Here is a 21050-nt window from a genome sequence, read left to right as displayed (position 1 = left end):
CAGTTTGGTTTGTTTGGTTAAATATTAGTTCCTTCTTCTTTATAGAATGGGAACACATAGTTGGTTCTTGAGTTGGTTGCTCTCACTATGTAATCTATTGAGATGATTAGTTTTCCCTCAAGTGTATCCGTTTCGGAAATGTCTATTTTCAAAACATCAATTCTTGGTTCATGATATAGAATAGCTGTTCTAATCAAATCAGTTACATAAGTAATTAGTGTTCTATTCAGTTTTTCAAAAAGTAATTCTTCGAGGTTACATCCATATTCAGGAAGCATTACACGTTCACCTAGCTGAGTAGTTAGCAGAATTTGAAGACTCTTTTGAATATCTTCTTCATTGGAAGTCATAATCACTTCATTTCTTCCTTTGCTAAACTCAGGTGGAAATCCCCAACCTGTTCCTAAAAATGCTTTTTTACTTTCCATCTCTTTAATTACGAATTGTTAATTATGAATTATGAGTTTTTAATTTCGAGTACTCAATTACGAATCACGAATTGGTACATTAATTCATTGTTACATTTCTACATTAGTACATTAAATATGTCTCGATAAAATTTTTACTCCTTCCAGTCATAAAAATCACTCGACATGACAAATTCCTTTTAATTTTGAGTTGTCATTTGAAATACTACTTGTCAATAACTTAACACTCAAAATTCATCACATAGCCTTTTTACATTGTTACATTGATCCATTTCTACATTAACTCATTGATAAATCATCCAATTAATACTGTTGGTTCACCTGCTACAATAGTTCCTCCATGCGCTGTTGAGTCACCCATTCGTGCGGCTGGCATTCCTCCTATCAAAACAGTACCTGAACCTGCAACTATCGTATCTGGAGGCCCCGTGCAAACTGCCATATCACCCATTCTTGCTGCTGGCATTCCTCCAATTAAAACTGTTGGTTCACCCGCGGGTAAGATTGGTCCGCCCACATGTGGAACAGGTCCTGTTGACATTGGACATACATGCATATCATTTACTCTCGCTGCTGGATTCCCCATTTTTTTTAATTATTAATTGTTAATTATGAATGCTCAATTATGAATTGATACATTGTTACATTAAATATGTCTCGATAAAATTTTTATTCCTTCTAGTCCTAAAAATCACTAGACATGACAAACTCCTTTTCAAGTCTAAACCACCATCAAAAAACACTACCTATCAACAACTTACAACTCAAAACTCATCACTTAGCATTACCCCTTTTCTAATTATTAATTTTGAGTTTTAAATTTTTAGTTATTACCAGAAATACCTTATTAAAAACTCAACATTCAACATTCATAACTCAACACTACATTAATTAATCTGTACTAGTGAGCCTTTTAATACGGCAATAGCACTTGTTGACACTTCTGCCCCCGCTGAACCTTCTGCTTTGAATTCGGCATTAGCAGCAATACTTACATTTGTCCCTTCTATTGAAACATCCCCCGATGCTTTTAAAGCTATATCTCCGGCACTTTCCATAAGTATCCCGCTACTGTCTATAGTTATTTTATTTGAGTTATCGTCTTCAACTACAATTGTTCCTGCATCCTCATCAAGTGTGATAATTTTCCCAGCTGGTGTTGAGATATTTATTGATTTTTTATCATCATCAAAAACAACTCTCATATCACTTCGAGTAACAATCCCTTTTTCATGATTGTCATCACTAGCAGATATTGGAGAAGGTTTTGCACTACTATGTAACATTCCTAAAACCACTCCATTATTTGGATCTTGATTGATGAATCCTATAATTACTTCATCACCTATTTCAGGTCTAAAAACAGTTCCTCTATTTTCTCCTGCATCAAGTAGCGCCAAACGGCACCAAATACCTTGTTCTTCATTATTAATAATGGGTATTTGAACTAAGATTCGTTCCTCTCCATCTGGATCTTCTTCTAACTGTGAAACAATTCCTATTTGCAAACCAGCAATTGCTGGAATTAATCCTGAAGCTGGCTGTGCACTGATATCATAGGTTTCTGAAAACCATTCCGGATTCAATCCAAACTGGGCATTTACCACCCAATTTCCTTCTGTTATGGTATGACTTATCCCTGTGATATAAGCATTCCCATTAAAACGATCTCCTACGCCTTCCAATTTTAAAATAGTATCAGGTTTTACCGCTGGAATTCCTTGAAACTTGACTCTTCCTCTAACTTTTGCTAACTGTTGAAATAACCATTTCGCATCTGCCCAATCCTGTAATGAAGTATCAGTTACCGCTCCCCCATGCCTCAACTCATAACTCTCCAAACCAATGGTTTCGGTTAAATCATTTGTTGACAGATTTCCATTCAAACTAACTGATGGATCTTTTCCTTCAATCTCTAAAAGTTCCTGATCAGCATAGTTCCAACCATAGGAAGCTACTTTTTGAACTTGATGTCTTGCATCGATTTCAGCATCAAAATCAAGTAAGGTTGCACCAAAAGTGATGGTCTCAATTTCGCTTTGAGAAACATTAGGTTTTGCTATTGTTATTTTACCATCATCTACAATACAGATCTTACCATTTGCTTGAGCCCTTGACAGTATGAAATCCCAATCAGAAGTATTGTATTGTACCAATTCTAAATGTTTCTGATTAGTTGCTTCAACATCTTTTTCTAAACCATATTTCCCAATAATTTCTTCAAAGATTTCGCTGTCTTTACTTTCAAAGTAGTAGTTACTTTTTCTACCAATGGTCATTTTCACAGCTTCATCTTTACATTCAATAATTAGATGTGTTGTATTCGATCTAATCTTCAAATTGTGCTTAATAATGATTCCCTTGAAAATGGTTTCTTCATCAGAATGATATCCCGCAGTTATCTCTATTTTTTTTCCAGGAATTAATAATTCTTCATTACTCAATTCAAAATCTCTTTTAGCCGCTTCGCCATCAATCAAAACGATTTGTGCCGTTGGAATTCGATTGACTTCTTTTGTTACCAAAATACTTTTCACTTGGTATACTGAAGACAATTCTTCTCCTTCCACTAATAACTTATAGGTAATTAAATCTGGACTTTTTGATGTTGCTATAACGCCGCTATTATTCATTTATGAGATTTTTGCAATGGGTGGAAAAAATAATTTTTGTCCTGGAGTCAGCTTTCTAAAGTTGCTCAGTTTGTTTAGCTTGGCTATTTCCAAATAATACTTCGAATCTCCATAAATTTTATAGGTCATTAAAGGCAAGGTATCTCCAGCCTTGGCTATCCTGTAATGCGTTAAATCTGGTGATTGATTGTTCTCTTCGGCAACTCTTTTTTCAGGCTCGATATACGCTATGAACTTTGCTTTTGCAATAGCTCTCAAAGGAGTTCCATCAGATTTAAACAACTTATATTCAAACGAAAGTGTGGTTAATAAACAATTGAAATTGAGCGAACCCCAGATGATTTTTAAATAGTTTGGTTTGTGTTTATCCCCATTATAATCGAAAACTGCTTTTTTAAAATTTTCAATATCATCGATTATTCCCTTACCATGATCTTTATAGAATTTCTCATCTTGTTTTGCTTCTTTATCATTTCCAAAGTGAGCAATAACTCCGGTTCTATCAAAAAGAAACTCTAAGTCTAAATCTGAAGGCAAAGACCTTGTAAACTTAGGATCAGAATTACTATTTCCCGATGCTTGTTCGGTTTTATACTCAGTTTTATATGACTGTGTATATTTCTCAGGATTCAGTAATGCTGTATAACGAAGCTCTTTGATTTCATCTTTCTGATCAAAGCTATCTTCTTTATAACATCGTATTACCAGTTTTTGTAGTTTACCTTCGCTCATGACTTAACTCTTAACGTTCTTTTTGCTTTTCTAAAAGCTCCATTACTTCTTCAATTGATGTTGAAATAATAGCTTCTTTATTGTCTTTTGTTTCTTGACCGCTATTTGAACTTTCTTTGTTCGGACCTTCTTTTACATTGATTTTAATGTATAATTCTTTAATTTCTATTGCCATAACTAACTCACTGTGAAATAATGATATGATAATTCAATTGTTTCAATAACTACCTTGTTTTCCTCAGCATTTAAATCGGCTACACTCCATTTGATTGGATAAGCATGCGATATTTTCCAAGTTTGCAAGGCTTGTTGCTTTTCGTCGAGAAGTGATATGGTTAAATCCACCGGTTGAATGTCAAAGTTTTCTATCGCTTTTCGACACCATTTAATCACGCCAGAATCGATAAGCATTCCACGTTTTAAAACTAAGTTCGGGTATTTGGTTCTGACCGGAATTTTATGCTTGAATCGATTTTCACCTCCTTCAGCGACTTCTTCAGTTTCCAGATCTACTGAAAGACCAGAAACTGTTTGAAATCGATGATCGTGTTTTTTATTTGCGATATCTGAAAACTTTACCGTAAAATGAAATCCAACCGGTGGATAGTAATTAGCCATTATTATTGTTTTTAATATTCAATGTTTAATAAACAGTGATCAGTTATCAATTTTTAAATCAATTCATTGATCGACTAGATATTTTGATGCATTAAACAATAGTTAACTTCTCATGAACGAACTCTGCTGTTTCAATGGCTATTTCGTTTCCATCTGCCTTTAAATCTGTTGGCTGTACTTTAGTTACGTAAGCATTCTGTGCTTTCCAAGTAACGGCTGGATCGCCATTTTCATCTAATAAACTAATGGTCAAATCTCCTCTAAATTTTTCACCATCTTCTTGGAAGTAAACTGTTTTAGCCCACTGATCGTAGAATTGCTTGCTCTTATCAACAAAAGTTCCTCTTTTGATGGTAATGTTGCTGTATTTAAACATTCCTGGTTGCTTTGTTTTATGATATTCACTATCAGCTCCACCTCTATATTCGATGGTTTCATTCTGAAAATCTAAACCTGAAACTTCTGTACAATTAATTTCTGTTCCCCCGTGATTTACTTTAAAGGAAAACTTTGGAATTGGATATGCTTGTGACATGATTCTTCTAATTTTTAAATGTTATTTTTTAAGTTTTAGGTGTTGAGTGTTTAATTTTGAATTGGAGTATTCAATGCTCAACACTAATACCTCAATTATGCTTCTTGCATTTTATGAGAGAATTTCAAGATGATGAATTCAGCAGGGCGAACTACCGCCATTCCGATTTCAATAATCATATTTCCTTCTAATACATCTTGTGCAGTCATTGTTTCACCTAATCCTACACTTACATAAAATGCTTTGTCTGGTGTTGGTCCGGCTAATGCCCCGGCTCTCCATTGAAGTGTTAAGAAATTATCAATCATTGCCTTCACTCTTACCCAAGTGTTTTTATCATTTGGCTCGAAAACAAATTGCTCTGTAGCTTTTTTAATTGACTCTTCCGCCATGTTAAAAAATCTTCTCACTGGCACATAACGCCATTCGTTATCGTTACCAGCCAAAGTTCTTGCTCCCCAAACTAAGGTTCCTTTTCCTATAAAAGTTCTAATCGCATTGATAGATTTTCCTGCTAGAGTATCAACATTTAAATCTCTTTGATCTTCATGAGAAACCTGAACTGTAGGCTTAATTACATAATTTAAACTTACGTTTGCTGGTGCCTTCCAAACCCCTCTATCAGCATCAACCTTAGCATAAACACCTGCCATAGCACTACTTGGAGGTAATACCATTGGAATGTTTGCTATTTCTGCTGTAATTTGATTGTATAACTGGTTGTTATCGTTTTTAACATCACTCAGTTTTTTAACGGTCGCGCTTCCACTTGCAGTTGGTAGGTTGTCAATAAGAGTTTTTAATTCACCTGAAGCGACTAAAGTTGTAATCTTATCAACTATCGAATCCGTTGAAGCCGTATGTGTTCCCAATGTTCTTTGTAATGATGGGTCACTGGCAGTCGAATCTGAAATCTCATTTAAGATTTTAGTTTGCGTGTCATCACTGTTCAAACGATCAATAGCTTTGTTTAAATCTACTTGAATTGCCTCCAATTCATTAGTAATCCAAGAATCAAGATCGTTTGCTTGTGAAGTAGCTGATCCATCCTCTCTAGCTAAATCTAAAGCCTTATTTAAATTAGTTTCTAAACTACCTAAAACGTTTTTAATGTCATTAATCTTTCCAATGATGTTAGGAACTTGAGCTACAGAATCAGCATCAACTGTGGCTGTTGGACCTGTAAATCCATTAATGGTGGTAGACAAATCATTAACATCCGTTAATAATCCTCCTAAATCTGTAGTATCAATAGCATCTGAAATGGCTTTTACTTCTGCTTGTACATTTCTTGGCGCGGCAGTACTTATGGTTACATCGATTTCAGATTCGTCGTAGTTATAATCTAAAATTGTTTCAATAAACGGATAGTAAGCCGCTCCATATTTAATTTCATCTTTGTTCGAAGAAATAGTGTTTCTTAAAGCTGCAATATTCGGATCTGTAACACTTTCAGCATCATAAGATCTAGTGTCAATAATTGTAAATCGATCTTGTAAATCTTTACACTGCATTAGTGCATTATTGTATAAAGAGTAAAAATCATTATCGTTGTTTATTGCTGTTGCGTCAGGAAATAGTAATAATGTTGGTTCATCTACTTTTCTAACAATGGCAAGGCTGTCGTTTAGTGTATTGAATGACACACTACTTACCTGTGTATCATTAGCATCTAAATCGTCACCATATCTACCTACTGAAATTATATAACAAGCCCCTCCACCATTTGCATAAAACATTTGCAAACTGTTATACATTAAAAATGGTGATCTGTTGGCTGCATCAGGAGCTTTTACCGATACTTTTCCGTCTTCCACGAATACTTCGATATCTGTTTCCGCTTTGGCACCCCCAAAAAGATTTTCATACTCTAACATAGAGTTTATGCGAGTGGCCACTCCCTTTAAGTCTCCCTTTATTTTATTAGTTGCCTTTTCAGTATAACCAATAAAAGCAGGAATTGCTGTTTCTACTTGAGCTACCGAAGGTGGAAATTTAACTATTTCCTCTACGTAAACTCCTGGTGTTTTGTACGCTGACATAATTACTAGTTTTAATTAAATTTTGGTTTATATAAATACTTCCGAATAATACTTTTGTGCTTCTTTAATAATAATCTCAGGGGTTGGGTTCGGGAAAAAATAATCTCCTTGTGGTTGAGGAAGTACATCTTGGTTTTCAATTTCAACTCTTCCATTTTTAGTTAATGGCTTCTTTCTTTTAGTAGTCATTATTGTGGAAGTTTGTAATTCTTTATACCTCCAAAATGTTTCTCTATTATTCATGAACACTTCAAAATCTGGACATACTTTAGGTAAACACTGTTTTATGAGATCAAACTGTTGATTATTCGGATTTTTAACGTTTATGTTCTCAGTAAACTCAGTGTTATCATCTCCTTTTGCTTGTAATTGAAGTACACCTACAATTCCTCTATTTTTAAGTACTTTAATAGCCGCATTAAGAGTATCGATTACCTCTTGCTCCGTATCTGTTAACGATTGTGCATTTTCAATTTTTGTTTCTATCGTATTTAACTCATCTTGTTGAATAACATCAATGGAAACCAAGTTTGGAACAAGCAATTGTTTTTGATTTTCTATTTCTAAATTGTAAACCAATGCTCTTGTTTCTCTTTCGTTTATTAAAAACTTCTTCCACTTTCTTTCCTTCGAAGTAGCCCTGAAAATATTGATAGCACTAGAATCTTTATTAGTCAATAAATACAACTGTGAAGTATTCTTTTCAACGATATTTGAATAATTATAGAAATATGGATCATGTACTTTTAAATAAAAAGTAAGATTTAATGTGTCGTCTAAAGGAATTACAGGGCTATAACGACTTACTTCTGAGCCTCCTTCTAATGCTATTTGCTCATTAGTTTCTGCCAAAACTCGAAAACCTTTTGAATGATCTCGTATAAAAAGTCGGTGATCTTTTAGTTTTTTTATAGTGCTCGTGGTAGGCACAATATTTAAAAAGTCTTTTAGCTTATACTCTCTTTCAAGAGCTTTACGATCTTCCTCTGGCAGTCTTACAGATCCATTGGTTTGGAAAAATGTCTTTTCACCTTCATCCAAAAAATAAGTGTGATATAAATTAAAGTCGAATACCGTTTTATACATAGCCTTAGTTTTTAATAAATGGATCTTTTTGAATACCTGACACGACAGTACCTTCACGGGTGATCATATCTCTTTCTATTTCTAATAATGTTACCTTATATAAAGATGAAGGGTACTGTTTTCCTCCTAAGGTTCCCCAGATATAATTAAGCTCTTCAAATGATGGAGTATATAATTGCGTAATAAACTTAAAACTCTTTAAATCGCCCAAACCATCAATACCATCATAATTGGTATTGTTATGTGTAAACACTCGTTTTCCTTGGAAAAACTCTATAACTTTCGTAAGACTTTTCAAGGATTCGGTATAAGTTGATTTATCAACACTAAATAGTACATAAAGGTTTAGGTAAACTTTTGGATTTTTATAACTCACCGAAGTTCCATTGGTATAGTTATTTGGAGTGTTTTTTAAGGTAAACTCTTCCTGAAGATTGATTAAACTCAGCGAAATATCAGGACTGTTTCCTGGTGAACTTCCTTCTCCATCTGCTGTTGCAATATTGGACAAGGCTACTGCGTTTTCGCCAAGGTAATCGTTTAGATCTTCAGTAATGATTTGTAATACCTCAAAAATCATTGGTAGTTAGTTTGGTTAGTTTGTTTTCCCCTTTCAAAACGTGTATACTTTACTAATTAGCAAATGACTCATTTTGAATACATGGTAAAATTACTTCGACTGAAACCGAAAATTCGCAATGAAAATCTCTTTTCAAAAAGTAGTTTCCCCTAGATTATTTTGAGTGAATTTTGACTTTAAAAAGGGGAAAAAACCTGTTTGTGGTTTTTTATTTATAACTGAACCTGTATTTAATTAATTGTAATGATTAGATTGAAATGTTATTTAATCATCAACTCGAGCTTATTATAGAATAATATGGAATGGAAGCTATTTTAAAATATTTAATAACTCCTTTAATTATGGGAGGGCTTTTGATTTACTCTAATTTACAATCGCAAAAAAGAATACGTAAAAATGTTCATGGCAAGTTCTTTCTAAAATTAAATAGTATTTATAAATGGCTTGGTTTTTTATGCTGTTTTATTGCTTCATTTATTTTGGGCTTTCTTATTACCCACTGGAATACCGAAATCTATATACTTGGACCTCTTACCGTACTTTTGTTTTTAGGAATGGGAGTTACTGTCCTAATATGGTATTATAATTTTGGGGTAGTTTTTGATCAAAAAAGAATCACCAGAACAAATTGGTACAACGCGAAGTCGACCATATCATGGAATGAGATTGAAAATATAAAATTCAATATCATAACAAGTAATTTAAAAATCTATTCAAGAGTGAATTCAATAACAATACCTCAACAAACTGTTGGCTTTGTTGAATTTCTAAACCTTATGGAAGAAAAAACTGGGTATAAAGCTCATGAATTGAAGATACGTCTTTAAATTTGATCTACAGTAAACTGCTATTAAAATGATTCTTTACAATGTCTAAATCTATTGTTAGAATAGTGATCTTTTAAAATATAAGTTCAAATAGTCTTATTTTATATTAATTTAGCTCTAATTCAAATGAAACCAACATAGTGAGCTTTAGCAATGAAATAACCTTCTTTTTTAGTGCCTTAGGAGCATTCAATGGTTTTTTACTTTCAATATACTTCGCTTTAAAGGCAGAAAAGAAGAACTTTTCAAATTACTTTTTGGCCTTACTCCTTTTAGTTTTGAGTATCCGAATTATTAAATCTGTATTTTTTTATTTTAATCCGAATTTATCCAACGTTTTTATTCAAATAGGACTATCTGCCTGCATTCTTATTGGACCGTTTTTGTATTTGTATCTAAAAAATCACACCAATAAAGGCAAACTCAATTGGCAAGCTCATACACTTCCCTATTTTATTGGAATAACAACTTTAGGTATTTTTTATCCTTATGTAGAACATCGATTTATTTGGGCTCGTTGGATTGTAAAAGGCATCTATCTTCAATGGTTCATCTATATAATTCTTTCTTTCAAATTTATAGAGCCATCTCTAAAAAAAATTAAAGTTAAGGGTCGCATTAAAAACATCGACATTTGGATATTAAGTATTTACTTTGGTGTTATATTTATTCTATTAGCTTATCTTATTGCTCCTTATACCTCATATATTGTAGGTGCATTATCATTTTCTTTTGTTCTTTATTTGATTATTCTGCTTACTATTTTCAAGAGCAACAAAACCAGCTCTTTCTTTGAAGAAAAAGGGAGGTATGAAAATAAAGACATTGACGAAAGTTTATTGGAAAAAATAAGGGAAGGATTTCCAAAAATTAAAGAAAAAGAATTGTTTTTAAATCCCAATATTACTCTTGAAAAAGTAGCTAAAGAATTAAAGATATCCAAACATGTATTGTCACAATACCTAAATGAAAAGTTAAATAAGTCATTTTCAACATTTATTAACGAGTTAAGGATACAAAAAGCCCAAGAACTTTTGCTTTCAAAAGAGAATTACACCATTGAAAGTATTGGTTATGATAGTGGATTTAACTCAAAATCCACATTTTTTTCCGCCTTTAAAAAAGTCATCGGGCAGACACCTTCCGAATACCGAAAAACCTAATTTTCAATAGCTTTTTAGTTTTATTTTATAAATCCGAACTACTTCTTTATCATTTCATATCTATTCTAAGATTAGGTGTTGCACATTTGTTACATAAAATCGTTTCAAATGAGAACTATATCACTCACAACTATTTTCTTTTTTATATGTATAACAATTTTTGGTCAAGAAAGTAGCTCTTCAGAAATTCAACAAATTTCAGAAACCCTAATGCTTTACATAGATGGTACCGCCAACGGTAAACCTCAAAAACTTAAAAAAGCCTTTCACCCAGATTTTAATCTATATACTATAACTAATGACAGTCTATGGATTCGGTCGGGGAAAACCTATATATCTAATGTAAAAGAAGGACGAAAAAACAATCGAATTGGGCGAATTATTAGTATTGATTATGAAAATAATGCAGCTATGGCAAAGGCCGAAATCGTAATTCCTAGTTGGAGAATTTTTACGGATTACTTTTTACTCTTAAAATATGAAGGTAGTTGGAAAATTGTTCAAAAAAGCTACACATGGAGGTCTATTTCTAAAAGCAATAAAAAATAACCCCATATTATTAAGATATTCTTTGTTTAAAATGGGCTTTGTACTATGATTGACTTGTGTTCGAGTTTTTGCCTGAACATGAGAAAAAGAAAATATCGAAATTACACCTATTAATACTCTATATTGATGATGTAAATTTAGCTGGCTCGACAAAAAGGACTGACGAGAAAAAAGTTAAAACACTAACTATCAAGCCACAACTTGTTTTTAAACTATAAAAGTACCAGTCTTCTCAAAATATATCCTATTCAAAATTTTCATATATCGTTCATCTTTGCAACAAAGAACACGAAAACAGCAAATATGTCAATTTTCAGTTATTCATATTTTCAACCAAAACTACGATTATGAAAAAAACTAAAAACTCATTCTATTGTAGAGCGAATGAAGGAGTAAAAGTTCTATCAACAGGTAATTTATACCGAATTATTGCCGACGGAAAAAGAACAGAAAATCGCTTTTCTTTAATGGAAGTTATATTAGAACCTGGGCAAGGAGCTCCGTTACACATACACACCAGAGAAGATGAAGCTTTCTTTATTTTAGAAGGAGAAATCACTTTTTATTTGGAGGACGCTGAAATTATCGCTAGAAAAGAAGATTTTGTTTCCTGCCCTCCAAAGGAGATACGCGGATTTAAAAACAATAGTGAAAAAATAGCAAGAATGCTATTGTTTTATAGCTCAGCTGGCATAGAAGAAATGACTCTAAGAAGTGGGAAAATTGTAGAAGAAGGAGTAACACTTAACGAAATAGATCAGCATGTAATACAATGCCCTATTTTATCTAAAGAATATGGTGTAAAAGAGCTTTAGCTTATTAAAACCATCTCAATAACATTTCCATTTATCCTATTAGATATAGAATATTAATGAACCTCATACATAAGAAACTCTATGTATGAGGCCATTATTTAATATGATATTTGCCAAGTTTAAGCTATTTGTGTAACAGTTAGTGTACCAGTACCAGTATTATCTGAAGATGTAACATCAACAATAAAAGCATACAGCTTATCATGATCTGTTCCGTAAGCTCCTGTTCTAATAATTAACGGATTACTAGAATCGTTCGAGGTATCAACTGTGTAAAACCACCCTTTAGAAGCATTGTTGGTATTGTAAATAACAACCTTATCAACTGGATATTCATTGTTATGATATTTTACTGTTGACGCATAGGTAATTTCATAAACTCCATTTGGATGAATATGATGTCCATTTAAGGTTGTCATTAATTTTCCTTGATGAATATCTAAAACATCTTTCTTTGGATTAATAGTAATAGAAAATGGTGCTTGAAGTGCCATAATTATAAAGTTTAAGTTCCCTACTCTTTTTAAATAGGCTTTTCGGGTTTCACCTTGCATCATAACAGTTTATGATTACAATTCAAAGATGAAAAACTTTTAATCACCTTATTAAAAAACATCCATAAAACACTAATTAACAGGAACAAAACAACAAATCCGTAGAAGAAAAAAACTTAACAAGTAACACTCTTAAGGGTAATCATGTTTAATTAGTTTGATAATCAATTCTCTTCCCCAAGAGTCAAAAATCAGTAAATCAAAAATTTAGACCAACGTGGTAAATCCTTAATATCCTGTTAAAGCTTGTATAAATGAGGTTTTTCTTTAACCCTTCTTATATATTAGCTATCCTATAAAGAAAACAATCCATGAAAAAATCATTCGTTTTATTCCCCCTTAAAGTACTCGCATTTCTTTCCACTTTATTGCTAGCTTCATGCGAAAAAAGCTCAAAGACTCATAAATCAGAAAATACAAATGAAACTGCCTTAATTGGAACATGGAAATTATTGACCGGGACCATTATTAAAGAAAAAGACACTACTATTACTGACTACACAGCTAATCAAGAAGTTATAAAAATTATTAATAGCACACATTTTGCCTTTTTAAGGCATGATCTTAAACAAGATAGTACGTCAATTTTTGTTTCAGGAGGAGGAAGATGTGGCATAACTCCTCATAAATATATTGAACACTTAGACTTTTGTAATTTTCGAGAATGGGAAAACAATACTTTTGAGTTTGAATATAGCATACAAGGAGACACTTTAGTTACTAAAGGAATTGAGAAGGTAACGTCACTTAACGTAAACCATTATAACATTGAAAAGTATGTTCGTATAAAGTAACAGCGAATAAAAAACTACTTTGTCAATTCTTGAAATAAGTTTTCTAGATTTTTATTTTCAGAATTTAAACCAAGAATTTTAAGTCCGTTTTCTTGAGCAAAATCAAAGATAACAGGACGCATATCTTCTGTTGTCTCAAACTCTAAAATCCAATTGTTCTCTGTTGTATTTTTGAAAGCACTGATATTTGGTAGTCTCTTTACAAACTGTTCTTCTAGTTTATAATCAAAGGTTACCCGAATTACCTGTTTACTGCTTGTTTTAAGCTCCTTTAGAGTTTTATCAACTACTAATTCACCTTTATTTATAATAATAACTCTATCACATACTGCTTCCACTTCTTGCATAATATGTGTTGACAATAATACTGTTTTATCTTTTCCTAGTTCTTTGATCAACTGACGAATCTCAACCAATTGATTCGGATCGAGTCCAGTCGTTGGCTCATCTAAAACCAACACTTCAGGATTATGCAAAATCGCAGCTGCTAAACCAACACGCTGTCGGTATCCCTTTGATAATTGTTTTATGCGTTTATTAACTTCAGGGATAAGTCCTACCTTTTCAATAACAGTTTCTATTTCAGTCTTTTCAATTTTGTGTATCGCTGCATGAAATTGTAAATACTCTCTAACATACATATCTAAATATAACGGATTGTGTTCTGGTAAGTAACCAATCTTCTTTTGAGCATCTATTGGATGTTCAATAACATTTACTCCTCCAACCAATACCTCTCCCTCACTGGGCTTAATATAACCAGTAAGCATTTTCATTGTTGTGGATTTTCCAGCTCCATTAGGACCTAGAAAACCTACAATTTCTCCTCTTTGAGCTGAAAAAGAAATATTATTTACAGCTGTTTGTGTATTGTATTTTTTTGTTACTGAAGTAAGTTGTATCGACATATTGTAGCGATTTCATATAAATTACACCAAACAAAACCTAAATTAATCATTAAGTCTGTGCTTAGTTTTCTTTGAATAAGGAAATAACAATTTCCCTATTACACCTTTTCTTGAGAATTTCTTACATAAGAAACGAAGCTATAATCGTATTTATTTTTATCATCGGCTTCAAAATCTTCTCTACTGACTTCTTTCCATTTTTCAGAACTAATTTCAGGAAAGTAAACATCCGCATCAAACGATTCGTGAACATGCGTAATATCTAATCTATCCACGAATTCAGATTTTAATACTTGCTTATAAATTTGTGCCCCTCCGATAATAAAAATTTCATCATCACTTTTCGCTAGTTCGACAGCTTCTTCAATACTACCAGCTGTTAAACAGCCCTCTTGATGATAATTTTTATCTCTAGTTACAATAATACTTGTTCTATTTGGTAATGGTTTCCCTATACTTTCAAAAGTATTTCGCCCCATAATAATATGGTGACCAGAAGTCAATTTCTTAAATCTCTTTAAATCTGCTGGTAAATACCAGATTAAATCGTTCCCTTTTCCTAACTCATTATTTTTTCCAATAGCTGCAATTACCGTTATCATTTGAGGTAGTATTTGTGTTATATGATGTTTTAAATGATTGATATAATCTCCAATCATTTCTGCAAAAGTATGAATCTCTTTAGTTTCCTTACTTATATCAAGTAAAAGATTTACTTTCTCTTTTGGAAAGTGTTCCCAAACATGTACAATTTGCCAATTTATAGCCTCCCAAAGATTCAAAATTCTGGCTACAGGGAGTTTTTGCCAGTGTTGAGCTTTTATCCAATTATCCTGATGATAAACCACATGTGGTATATCTTCATGTTGGATGCGTATATAGCGTTGTAAGTTATTAAAAGAGGAATCAACTAAATGCCCTAACAATTCTTTTCTACTCCATTTCTTGGGAGATTTTTTGACATTCCAATCCTTATCGGTAATATATACCGCTTTTAGAGGAAACTCAAGAAGTATTTGTTTTAAAGAAGTAAGAGCAGTATCAATTACATGTTTTTCACCCATTCTTTTATATAGCTCGAAAAATCTTTTTTACTGGTTATTTGATCATCTTTACTGTTCTCAATATTATTTATGATGGTTTGAATAGCCATTAATACATTTTCATCATGAATTTCAGCTATTTTTTCATAAATACTTTCTTTTATAGTGTCTATTTCTGCGGTCATTTTTTTTAGCTAAATTGTTTTCTACTAAGATAATAACATCTTTTAAATTTTAACACTTGTAGAACGATAAAAGAACGTTAAAAATTGCATGCTTTAGAAGCATCATTAGAATGCATACTCTCATAATCTGGAGGAAGCTTAATAAAGAAAGCCTATAAAAAAAGACACTACTCCAAGAAGTAGTGTTTTTATATATGTATATTGTACTATTATTTCTTACTAAGAACTAAAAAAATGATTACTATACAGCCACTTTTCCTTTGATATGTGGATGTGGATCATAGCCTATTAATTCAAAATCTTCAAAAGTAAAATCTTCAATATTTTTAACTTCAGAGTTTAGTTTCATAGTAGGTAAAGCTCTAGGCTCTCTCGATAATTGTAATTCTAATTGCTCAAAGTGGTTGTTATAAATATGAGCATCTCCAAAAGTATGAACAAATTCTCCTGCTTCATAGCCACAAACTTGAGCAACCATTAATGTTAGCAACGCATAAGATGCTATATTAAAAGGAACTCCTAAGAAGATGTCTGCGCTTCTCTGATATAGTTGACATGAAAGTTTACCATCGGCTACATAAAATTGAAAGAACGCATGACAAGGAGGTAAAGCTGCCTTACCATTTGACACATTATCTGAAAATGATTTTGACGTATCTGGTAACACCGATGGATTCCAAGCAGAAACGATCATTCTTCTACTGTCAGGATTCTTTTTTAGCGTTTCAATAACTTCCTTTAATTGATCAATTTCTTCACTATTCCAATTACGCCATTGATGACCATAAACCGGACCTAAATCGCCATTCTCGTCTGCCCATTCATTCCAAATTCTTACACCATTATCTTGCAAATATTTAATATTGGTATCACCTTTCACAAACCATAACAGTTCATAAATAATAGATTTTAAATGGAGTTTTTTGGTTGTTACCATGGGAAACCCTTCACTTAAATCAAATCGCATTTGATATCCAAAAACACTTTTGGTTCCAGTTCCTGTACGATCCTCTTTTTCATTTCCGTTCTCTAAAACGTGTTTTACTAAATCTAAATATTGCTTCATTTTGTCTTGTCACGCGGCAACAATCAAGATTAAATGATTTATGGTTGCCTCAAAATTTAAAGTTATTAATCGATTAAAAACCCTGAAATTATATATCAGAGTAATTAATTCTTCCCTTTCCGATAATATTTGGTAAAAATAAAAAAGCATCAATAAAAAATATTAACGCTTGATAATTTCTTTTCAGCAAGTTATTAACCATTAAAACCTACCGCAAAATCGACTTCATAGAGGAAAAGTTGAGATGTAAAAAAAGGTATGAAAACCTTGTTTCATACCTTTACTTTATCTTTAATTTCAACGATTTATGCCCATTCACATCTATGCCCGTAGCAATAACCGTAATCACAAAATTCAAAGGTAGGTGTTATACGAACGCAACACTGATTACTTCCTTTACAGTAAGCTCGTCCAATACCTCCATTAATTTCTAATTGTTCTTGTCTATTCAAGGTTTTAAAACCTTGAATGTTTTTCAATTTTTTCATAATTGTTTGATTTATAATAAATTTGGTTTTCTCAAATATAAAGAAAAAGCCATTCCAACATTTATTTAAAATGTTAAAAAAGACCCAATTAGCTTTTGTATTATTGAATATATTAATAAAATCAAACTAAATAAAAAAACACCAATCTACTCGATTGGTGTTCCCTTTAAGTTTTAATCTAAAAAGTAAATTTTTCTATGCCCAAATACATCTCCATCCTGTACAATACCCAGCATCACAATAACCAGTTCCGTCATCATAACGTACACAGCACTCTCCAGGTTCTCCGCAATACACATGCCATCCTCTTTGACCTTTAATTTCCTTTTTTTCTTCTTTGCTTAAAATTTTAAAACCTTGTAGTTTTTTTAAGTCTTTCATAATTAGTTAATTTTTAAAAATTTGGTTATCACAATATAGTAAAACCAATCATATAATTATGAAAAAAAAATCTATCAAACTTTAGAATTATCCGATAATCATTCCTGCAATTGTAGCTGACATTAATGATGCAATTGTTCCACCAATAAGAGCTTTCATTCCAAATTCTGATAAGGTTTTTCGTTGACCAGGTGCCAATGACCCAATACCTCCAATTTGAATACCGATAGAAGCAAAATTAGCAAACCCACACAGCATATAGGTAGCCATAATAACGGATTTATTATAAGTTAAATGAGTAACGTTTGCAGCATTTTTTAAATCTGCTAACTGAATGTATCCAACAAATTCACTAGCGGCAAGCTTAATTCCTAATAACTGCCCCATTAGCGCCATATCTTCACTAGCCACACCAATCAACCACATTAAAGGGGCGAATATGTATCCTAGGATAAACTCAAGAGATAAAGATTGATAAGGAGTAGCTCCTGCAATACGTTCATTTAATGAAGTAAATTTCCAATCAAAGTACTCAATTCCATCAAAACCTCCTATTCCCCCTAAAATTCCATTTATCATGGCAATAAAAGCAACGAAAACTAATAACATAGCTCCAACATTCATAGCTAGTTGCAATCCTTCGGTAGTTCCATTAGCTATGGCATCCAAGATATTCGAACCTATTTTCTCTTGAGAAACTTGAACATCCGTATTTACCTTTTCAGTTTGTGGGTATAATATTTTAGAAATAATAATTGCTCCTGGAGCTGCCATTACTGAGGCAGCTAACAAGTGTTTAGCATAAAGTAATTTCAGCGCCTCATCGTTTCCTCCCAAGAATCCAATATAAGCCGCTAAAACAGCCCCCGCTACTGTAGCCATTCCACCAATCATTACCAACAGCATTTCTGATCGGTTCATTTTTTCTAAATATGCCTTGATTAATAATGGTGCTTCCGTTTGACCTAAAAAAATATTTCCAGCAACCGACAAACTCTCAGCTCCTGAAATTTTTAATATTTTACTTAATGACCAAGCCATAATTTTAACCACTTTTTGAATTATTCCAAGATAGAATAATAAAGAAGTTAATGCAGAAAAGAATATAATAGTAGGTAGTACTTGAAAAGCAAAGATAAACCCAAAAGTGTCCATATCCGAAATCAATCCTTTGAATAAAAACTCGCTTCCCGATTGTGTAAATTCCAAAATCTTCACAAACCCTTTTCCTACAAAGTCAAAAACAGCTTGCACCAAAGGAATTTTTAATACACCAATAGCAATTAAGACTTGAAATGCGAGACCTAACCCAACTGTTTTCCAATCGACAGCTCTTCGATTAGAACTGAATAAAAAGGCCAATACAAGTAATACAAACATTCCCAGCATTCCTCTAAACATACTATTCATAGAGAAGCCTTGACTTGGTACAATTTCGCTTTTCTCCTGTCCTAGATCATCTCCCTTTTCGGCAATTACCACCGGACTTACAACTTCATTTTTCGTATTAGAAAACTTATACAGAATATTTTTCTCAGATAACACTAACGCACTATCAGAAAGTTCTGTAATATTGTAATAACGTACAGTATCTTTTGGTGATTTGTAATTGAAAATTAAAAGATTATTCTGATGGATATAACTTCCAAATGCCTTTAAACTATCTTTTGAGACTAAAGAATAATTGAAATTTCCTTCGGTTAATTCAAAAACATCATTTTCGTTAATAGGAAGAATCTCCTTTCCATCTAAGGTTTCTATAGAAGAAAAACTCCATTCTTTTTCAATACTTTGAGCTATCATTCCAAACGAGAGCCAAAGCATTAAAAGAGTTAATACCTTTTTCATTCTTGGTAGTTTTATAAAATTAAGATCGCTTACCTATTTCATCACGAATTTTCGCAGCAAGTTCATAATCTTCGTTAGTAACAGCATCATTCAACTGATCTTGCAATTCAGTAAGAGACATTTCTTTGAAAACATTGTCATCATTTTCCAATGCAAGTTCAAATTCTTCATCATCTTCATCGTCTTCATCAAGATCAGAAAGATCTTCATCAATCTTTAAATAAATACCTGCTTTATCGAGTATATTTTCATAAGTAAATATAGGCGCTTGAAAACGAACAGCTAACGCAATTGCATCCGATGTTCTTGTATCAATAACCTCTTCTTCACCATCTCTTTCACAAAGAAGACTCGAAAAAAAAACTCCATCAACCAACTTATGAATAATTACTTGCTTGACGTTTATAAAAAAACGATCAGCAAATGTTTTAAAAAGATCATGAGTTAGCGGCCTTGGAGGCTTTATTTCCTTTTCTAATGCTATAGCGATAGATTGTGCTTCAAAAGCACCTATAATAATTGGTAACGTTCGTGTACCATCAACCTCACTCAAAACCAAAGCATATGCACCACTTTGAGTTTGACTGTAAGAAATTCCTTTAATAGTTAGTTTTATAAGACCCATTTATCATCGACATAAAATAAAAAAGACTGTCTAACTTAGGCTTTGTGAAAGTTTTAGACAGCCTTTTATAAGCGGGCACAATTTAACAAAAAATTATGGGTTCTTTTCTATTTTCTTAAAAAAGAATCTTTTCTCCCATCTTCTATCCTTGTTTAAATGCCTTAAGCTTTTCAATTAATTCTGGAACCACAGTGAAGGCGTCAGCAACAATACCATAATCCGCCGCCTTAAAGAAAGGTGCTTCCGCATCGTTGTTAATTACCACCTTTACCTTTGAAGCATTTACCCCAGCTAAATGCTGAATTGCTCCAGAGATTCCGATTGCTATATATAAATTTGATGCTACTGGTTTACCAGTTTGTCCTACGTGTTCGCTATGTGGTCTCCATCCTAAATCTGAAACTGGTTTTGAACAAGCAGTAGCCGCTCCTAAAACATCAGCTAACTCTTCTACCATTCCCCAATTTTCAGGTCCTTTTAATCCTCTACCTCCTGAAACCACAACATCAGCATCAGCAATTGATACTTTTCCTGAAGCTTTTTCAATAGCTTCTGATTTTACTGTTAATTCAGCAACGGCTGCATCGAAACTTTCAACATTTCCTGACACCGCATTTTCATGCGCTCCGTATGAGTTTTTAGCAACCCCAATAACTTTTCTTTCTGTTGAAATTTCAGTATTGTTAAATCCTTTATTTGAAAACGCCTTTCTCTTTACTACAAACGGAGCTGTACTACTTGGTAACTCAACTGCGTTTGAAGCATATCCTGCATCTAAACCAACAGCTACCAATGGAGCCACAGTTAATCCATCAATACTTGAATCAATTACAACAACGTTAGCTGACTTCGCGTCAGCAACTTCTTTAATGATTCCAGCATAAGCTTTTGCATTAAATGACGATAAATCATTTTTTACTTCAACAACGTGTTCGGCTCCATAAGTGAATAACTCAGAAGCATCACCTCCATTTATTGCTAACGTTACTAAATCAGTTCCTAACTGTTCAGCTACTTTTTTTCCGTATGATACAACTTCAAAAGCTGATTTTTTAAATTTTCCTTCCGATGAATCGGCAAAAACTAATACAGACATATTTTTTATTTTTTGATGTTAACAGTTTCTATGAATCGAAACTATCAACGTTGA

At 32.7% G+C, this 21050-nt stretch carries 25 protein-coding genes; 5 read left to right on the top strand and 20 right to left on the bottom strand.

Annotated elements, in window-relative coordinates; all coding sequences use genetic code 11:
* Nucleotides 1–17: 17 nt before the first annotated feature.
* The 10 genes from ACKTTV_RS01095 to ACKTTV_RS01050 all read right to left on the bottom strand — a co-directional run bounded on the left by ACKTTV_RS01095 (nt 18) and on the right by ACKTTV_RS01050 (nt 8654).
* The gene (locus ACKTTV_RS01095; protein WP_093670032.1) at nt 18–428 is read right to left on the bottom strand and encodes a GPW/gp25 family protein; all 411 of its coding nucleotides are present in this window, start codon (nt 426–428) and stop codon (nt 18–20) included.
* A gap of 295 nt (nt 429–723) precedes the next feature.
* Nucleotides 724–1014 carry a PAAR domain-containing protein gene (locus ACKTTV_RS01090; RefSeq protein ID WP_408028954.1) on the bottom strand — a complete coding sequence of 97 codons (291 nt, stop codon included), beginning with the start codon at nt 1012–1014 and terminating at the stop codon, nt 724–726.
* Between the two features lie 301 nt (nt 1015–1315).
* Nucleotides 1316–3061, bottom strand: a complete 1746-nt coding sequence (vgrG, locus tag ACKTTV_RS01085; RefSeq protein ID WP_408028953.1) for a type VI secretion system tip protein VgrG — start codon at nt 3059–3061, stop codon at nt 1316–1318.
* Nucleotides 3062–3793 (bottom strand): CIS tube protein, encoded by a 732-nt coding sequence (locus ACKTTV_RS01080; RefSeq protein ID WP_408028952.1) that lies wholly within the window; start codon nt 3791–3793, stop codon nt 3062–3064. It lies immediately after the preceding gene.
* Nucleotides 3794–3803: 10 nt separating this feature from the next.
* Complete coding sequence (locus ACKTTV_RS01075) at nt 3804–3968, bottom strand: DUF5908 family protein (RefSeq protein WP_408028951.1); 165 nt, start codon at nt 3966–3968, stop codon at nt 3804–3806.
* A 2-nt stretch (nt 3969–3970) separates the two neighbouring features.
* Complete coding sequence (locus ACKTTV_RS01070) at nt 3971–4411, bottom strand: phage tail protein (RefSeq protein ID WP_408028950.1); 441 nt, start codon at nt 4409–4411, stop codon at nt 3971–3973.
* Between the two features lie 91 nt (nt 4412–4502).
* Entirely contained in the window at nt 4503–4946 is a 444-nt protein-coding gene (locus ACKTTV_RS01065; RefSeq protein ID WP_093670042.1) for a phage tail protein, read from the bottom strand.
* Between the two features lie 95 nt (nt 4947–5041).
* Nucleotides 5042–6991, bottom strand: a complete 1950-nt coding sequence (locus ACKTTV_RS01060; RefSeq protein WP_408029066.1) for a phage tail sheath family protein — start codon at nt 6989–6991, stop codon at nt 5042–5044.
* Nucleotides 6992–7015: 24 nt separating this feature from the next.
* Entirely contained in the window at nt 7016–8074 is a 1059-nt protein-coding gene (locus tag ACKTTV_RS01055) for a hypothetical protein (protein ID WP_408028949.1), read from the bottom strand.
* A gap of 4 nt (nt 8075–8078) precedes the next feature.
* Nucleotides 8079–8654, bottom strand: coding sequence for a DUF4255 domain-containing protein (locus tag ACKTTV_RS01050; protein WP_408028948.1), 576 nt, complete (start codon nt 8652–8654; stop codon nt 8079–8081).
* 302 nt (nt 8655–8956) lie between these two features.
* On the opposite strand from ACKTTV_RS01050, the gene ACKTTV_RS01045 reads away from it, so the two are divergent.
* The 4 genes from ACKTTV_RS01045 to ACKTTV_RS01030 all read left to right on the top strand — a co-directional run bounded on the left by ACKTTV_RS01045 (nt 8957) and on the right by ACKTTV_RS01030 (nt 12008).
* A complete protein-coding gene (locus ACKTTV_RS01045; protein WP_408028947.1) occupies nt 8957–9481 on the top strand; it encodes a hypothetical protein in 525 nt (174 codons plus the stop codon).
* A 140-nt stretch (nt 9482–9621) separates the two neighbouring features.
* Nucleotides 9622–10644, top strand: coding sequence for a helix-turn-helix domain-containing protein (locus ACKTTV_RS01040; RefSeq protein ID WP_408028946.1), 1023 nt, complete (start codon nt 9622–9624; stop codon nt 10642–10644).
* 108 nt (nt 10645–10752) lie between these two features.
* A complete protein-coding gene (locus ACKTTV_RS01035) occupies nt 10753–11193 on the top strand; it encodes a nuclear transport factor 2 family protein (protein WP_408028945.1) in 441 nt (146 codons plus the stop codon).
* A 347-nt stretch (nt 11194–11540) separates the two neighbouring features.
* On the top strand, nt 11541–12008 hold the full coding sequence (locus ACKTTV_RS01030; protein ID WP_408028944.1) for a cupin domain-containing protein: 468 nt from the start codon (nt 11541–11543) through the stop codon (nt 12006–12008).
* Nucleotides 12009–12127: 119 nt separating this feature from the next.
* Here the strand turns inward: ACKTTV_RS01030 and ACKTTV_RS01025 are convergent, their stop codons facing one another.
* Nucleotides 12128–12502 carry a hypothetical protein gene (locus ACKTTV_RS01025; RefSeq protein ID WP_408028943.1) on the bottom strand — a complete coding sequence of 125 codons (375 nt, stop codon included), beginning with the start codon at nt 12500–12502 and terminating at the stop codon, nt 12128–12130.
* A gap of 371 nt (nt 12503–12873) precedes the next feature.
* Between ACKTTV_RS01025 and ACKTTV_RS01020 the strand changes: the two genes are divergently transcribed.
* Nucleotides 12874–13356 (top strand): hypothetical protein, encoded by a 483-nt coding sequence (locus tag ACKTTV_RS01020; RefSeq protein WP_408028942.1) that lies wholly within the window; start codon nt 12874–12876, stop codon nt 13354–13356.
* Nucleotides 13357–13370: 14 nt separating this feature from the next.
* On the opposite strand, the gene gldA is transcribed toward ACKTTV_RS01020, so the two are convergent.
* The 9 genes from gldA to ACKTTV_RS00975 form a co-directional block, all read right to left on the bottom strand.
* Nucleotides 13371–14264, bottom strand: coding sequence for a gliding motility-associated ABC transporter ATP-binding subunit GldA (gene gldA / locus ACKTTV_RS01015; RefSeq protein WP_408028941.1), 894 nt, complete (start codon nt 14262–14264; stop codon nt 13371–13373).
* 98 nt (nt 14265–14362) lie between these two features.
* Nucleotides 14363–15328 carry a dihydrofolate reductase gene (locus ACKTTV_RS01010; RefSeq protein ID WP_408028940.1) on the bottom strand — a complete coding sequence of 322 codons (966 nt, stop codon included), beginning with the start codon at nt 15326–15328 and terminating at the stop codon, nt 14363–14365.
* Nucleotides 15310–15492: a hypothetical protein gene (locus ACKTTV_RS01005; RefSeq protein WP_408028939.1), complete on the bottom strand. Its 183-nt coding sequence runs from the start codon at nt 15490–15492 to the stop codon at nt 15310–15312. The genes ACKTTV_RS01010 and ACKTTV_RS01005 overlap by 19 nt, the downstream gene beginning before the upstream one ends.
* 241 nt (nt 15493–15733) lie before the next feature.
* Complete coding sequence (locus ACKTTV_RS01000; protein ID WP_408028938.1) at nt 15734–16558, bottom strand: thymidylate synthase; 825 nt, start codon at nt 16556–16558, stop codon at nt 15734–15736.
* A gap of 305 nt (nt 16559–16863) precedes the next feature.
* Nucleotides 16864–17046, bottom strand: coding sequence for a hypothetical protein (locus ACKTTV_RS00995; RefSeq protein WP_408028937.1), 183 nt, complete (start codon nt 17044–17046; stop codon nt 16864–16866).
* A 195-nt stretch (nt 17047–17241) separates the two neighbouring features.
* Nucleotides 17242–17427, bottom strand: a complete 186-nt coding sequence (locus tag ACKTTV_RS00990) for a hypothetical protein (RefSeq protein ID WP_408028936.1) — start codon at nt 17425–17427, stop codon at nt 17242–17244.
* An 87-nt stretch (nt 17428–17514) separates the two neighbouring features.
* Nucleotides 17515–19275 carry a NupC/NupG family nucleoside CNT transporter gene (locus tag ACKTTV_RS00985; protein ID WP_408028935.1) on the bottom strand — a complete coding sequence of 587 codons (1761 nt, stop codon included), beginning with the start codon at nt 19273–19275 and terminating at the stop codon, nt 17515–17517.
* Nucleotides 19276–19294: 19 nt separating this feature from the next.
* Nucleotides 19295–19900 (bottom strand): bifunctional nuclease family protein, encoded by a 606-nt coding sequence (locus ACKTTV_RS00980; protein ID WP_408028934.1) that lies wholly within the window; start codon nt 19898–19900, stop codon nt 19295–19297.
* Between the two features lie 142 nt (nt 19901–20042).
* Nucleotides 20043–20996, bottom strand: a complete 954-nt coding sequence (locus ACKTTV_RS00975; protein WP_408028933.1) for an electron transfer flavoprotein subunit alpha/FixB family protein — start codon at nt 20994–20996, stop codon at nt 20043–20045.
* Nucleotides 20997–21050: the final 54 nt, after the last annotated feature.

It is taken from the genome of Tenacibaculum xiamenense, assembly GCF_964513065.1.
Classification (GTDB): Bacteria; Bacteroidota; Bacteroidia; order Flavobacteriales; family Flavobacteriaceae; genus Polaribacter; species Polaribacter xiamenense.
Note: the sequence above shows the minus strand (reverse complement) of the source record. Positions and strands in the feature narration are given on the sequence as shown.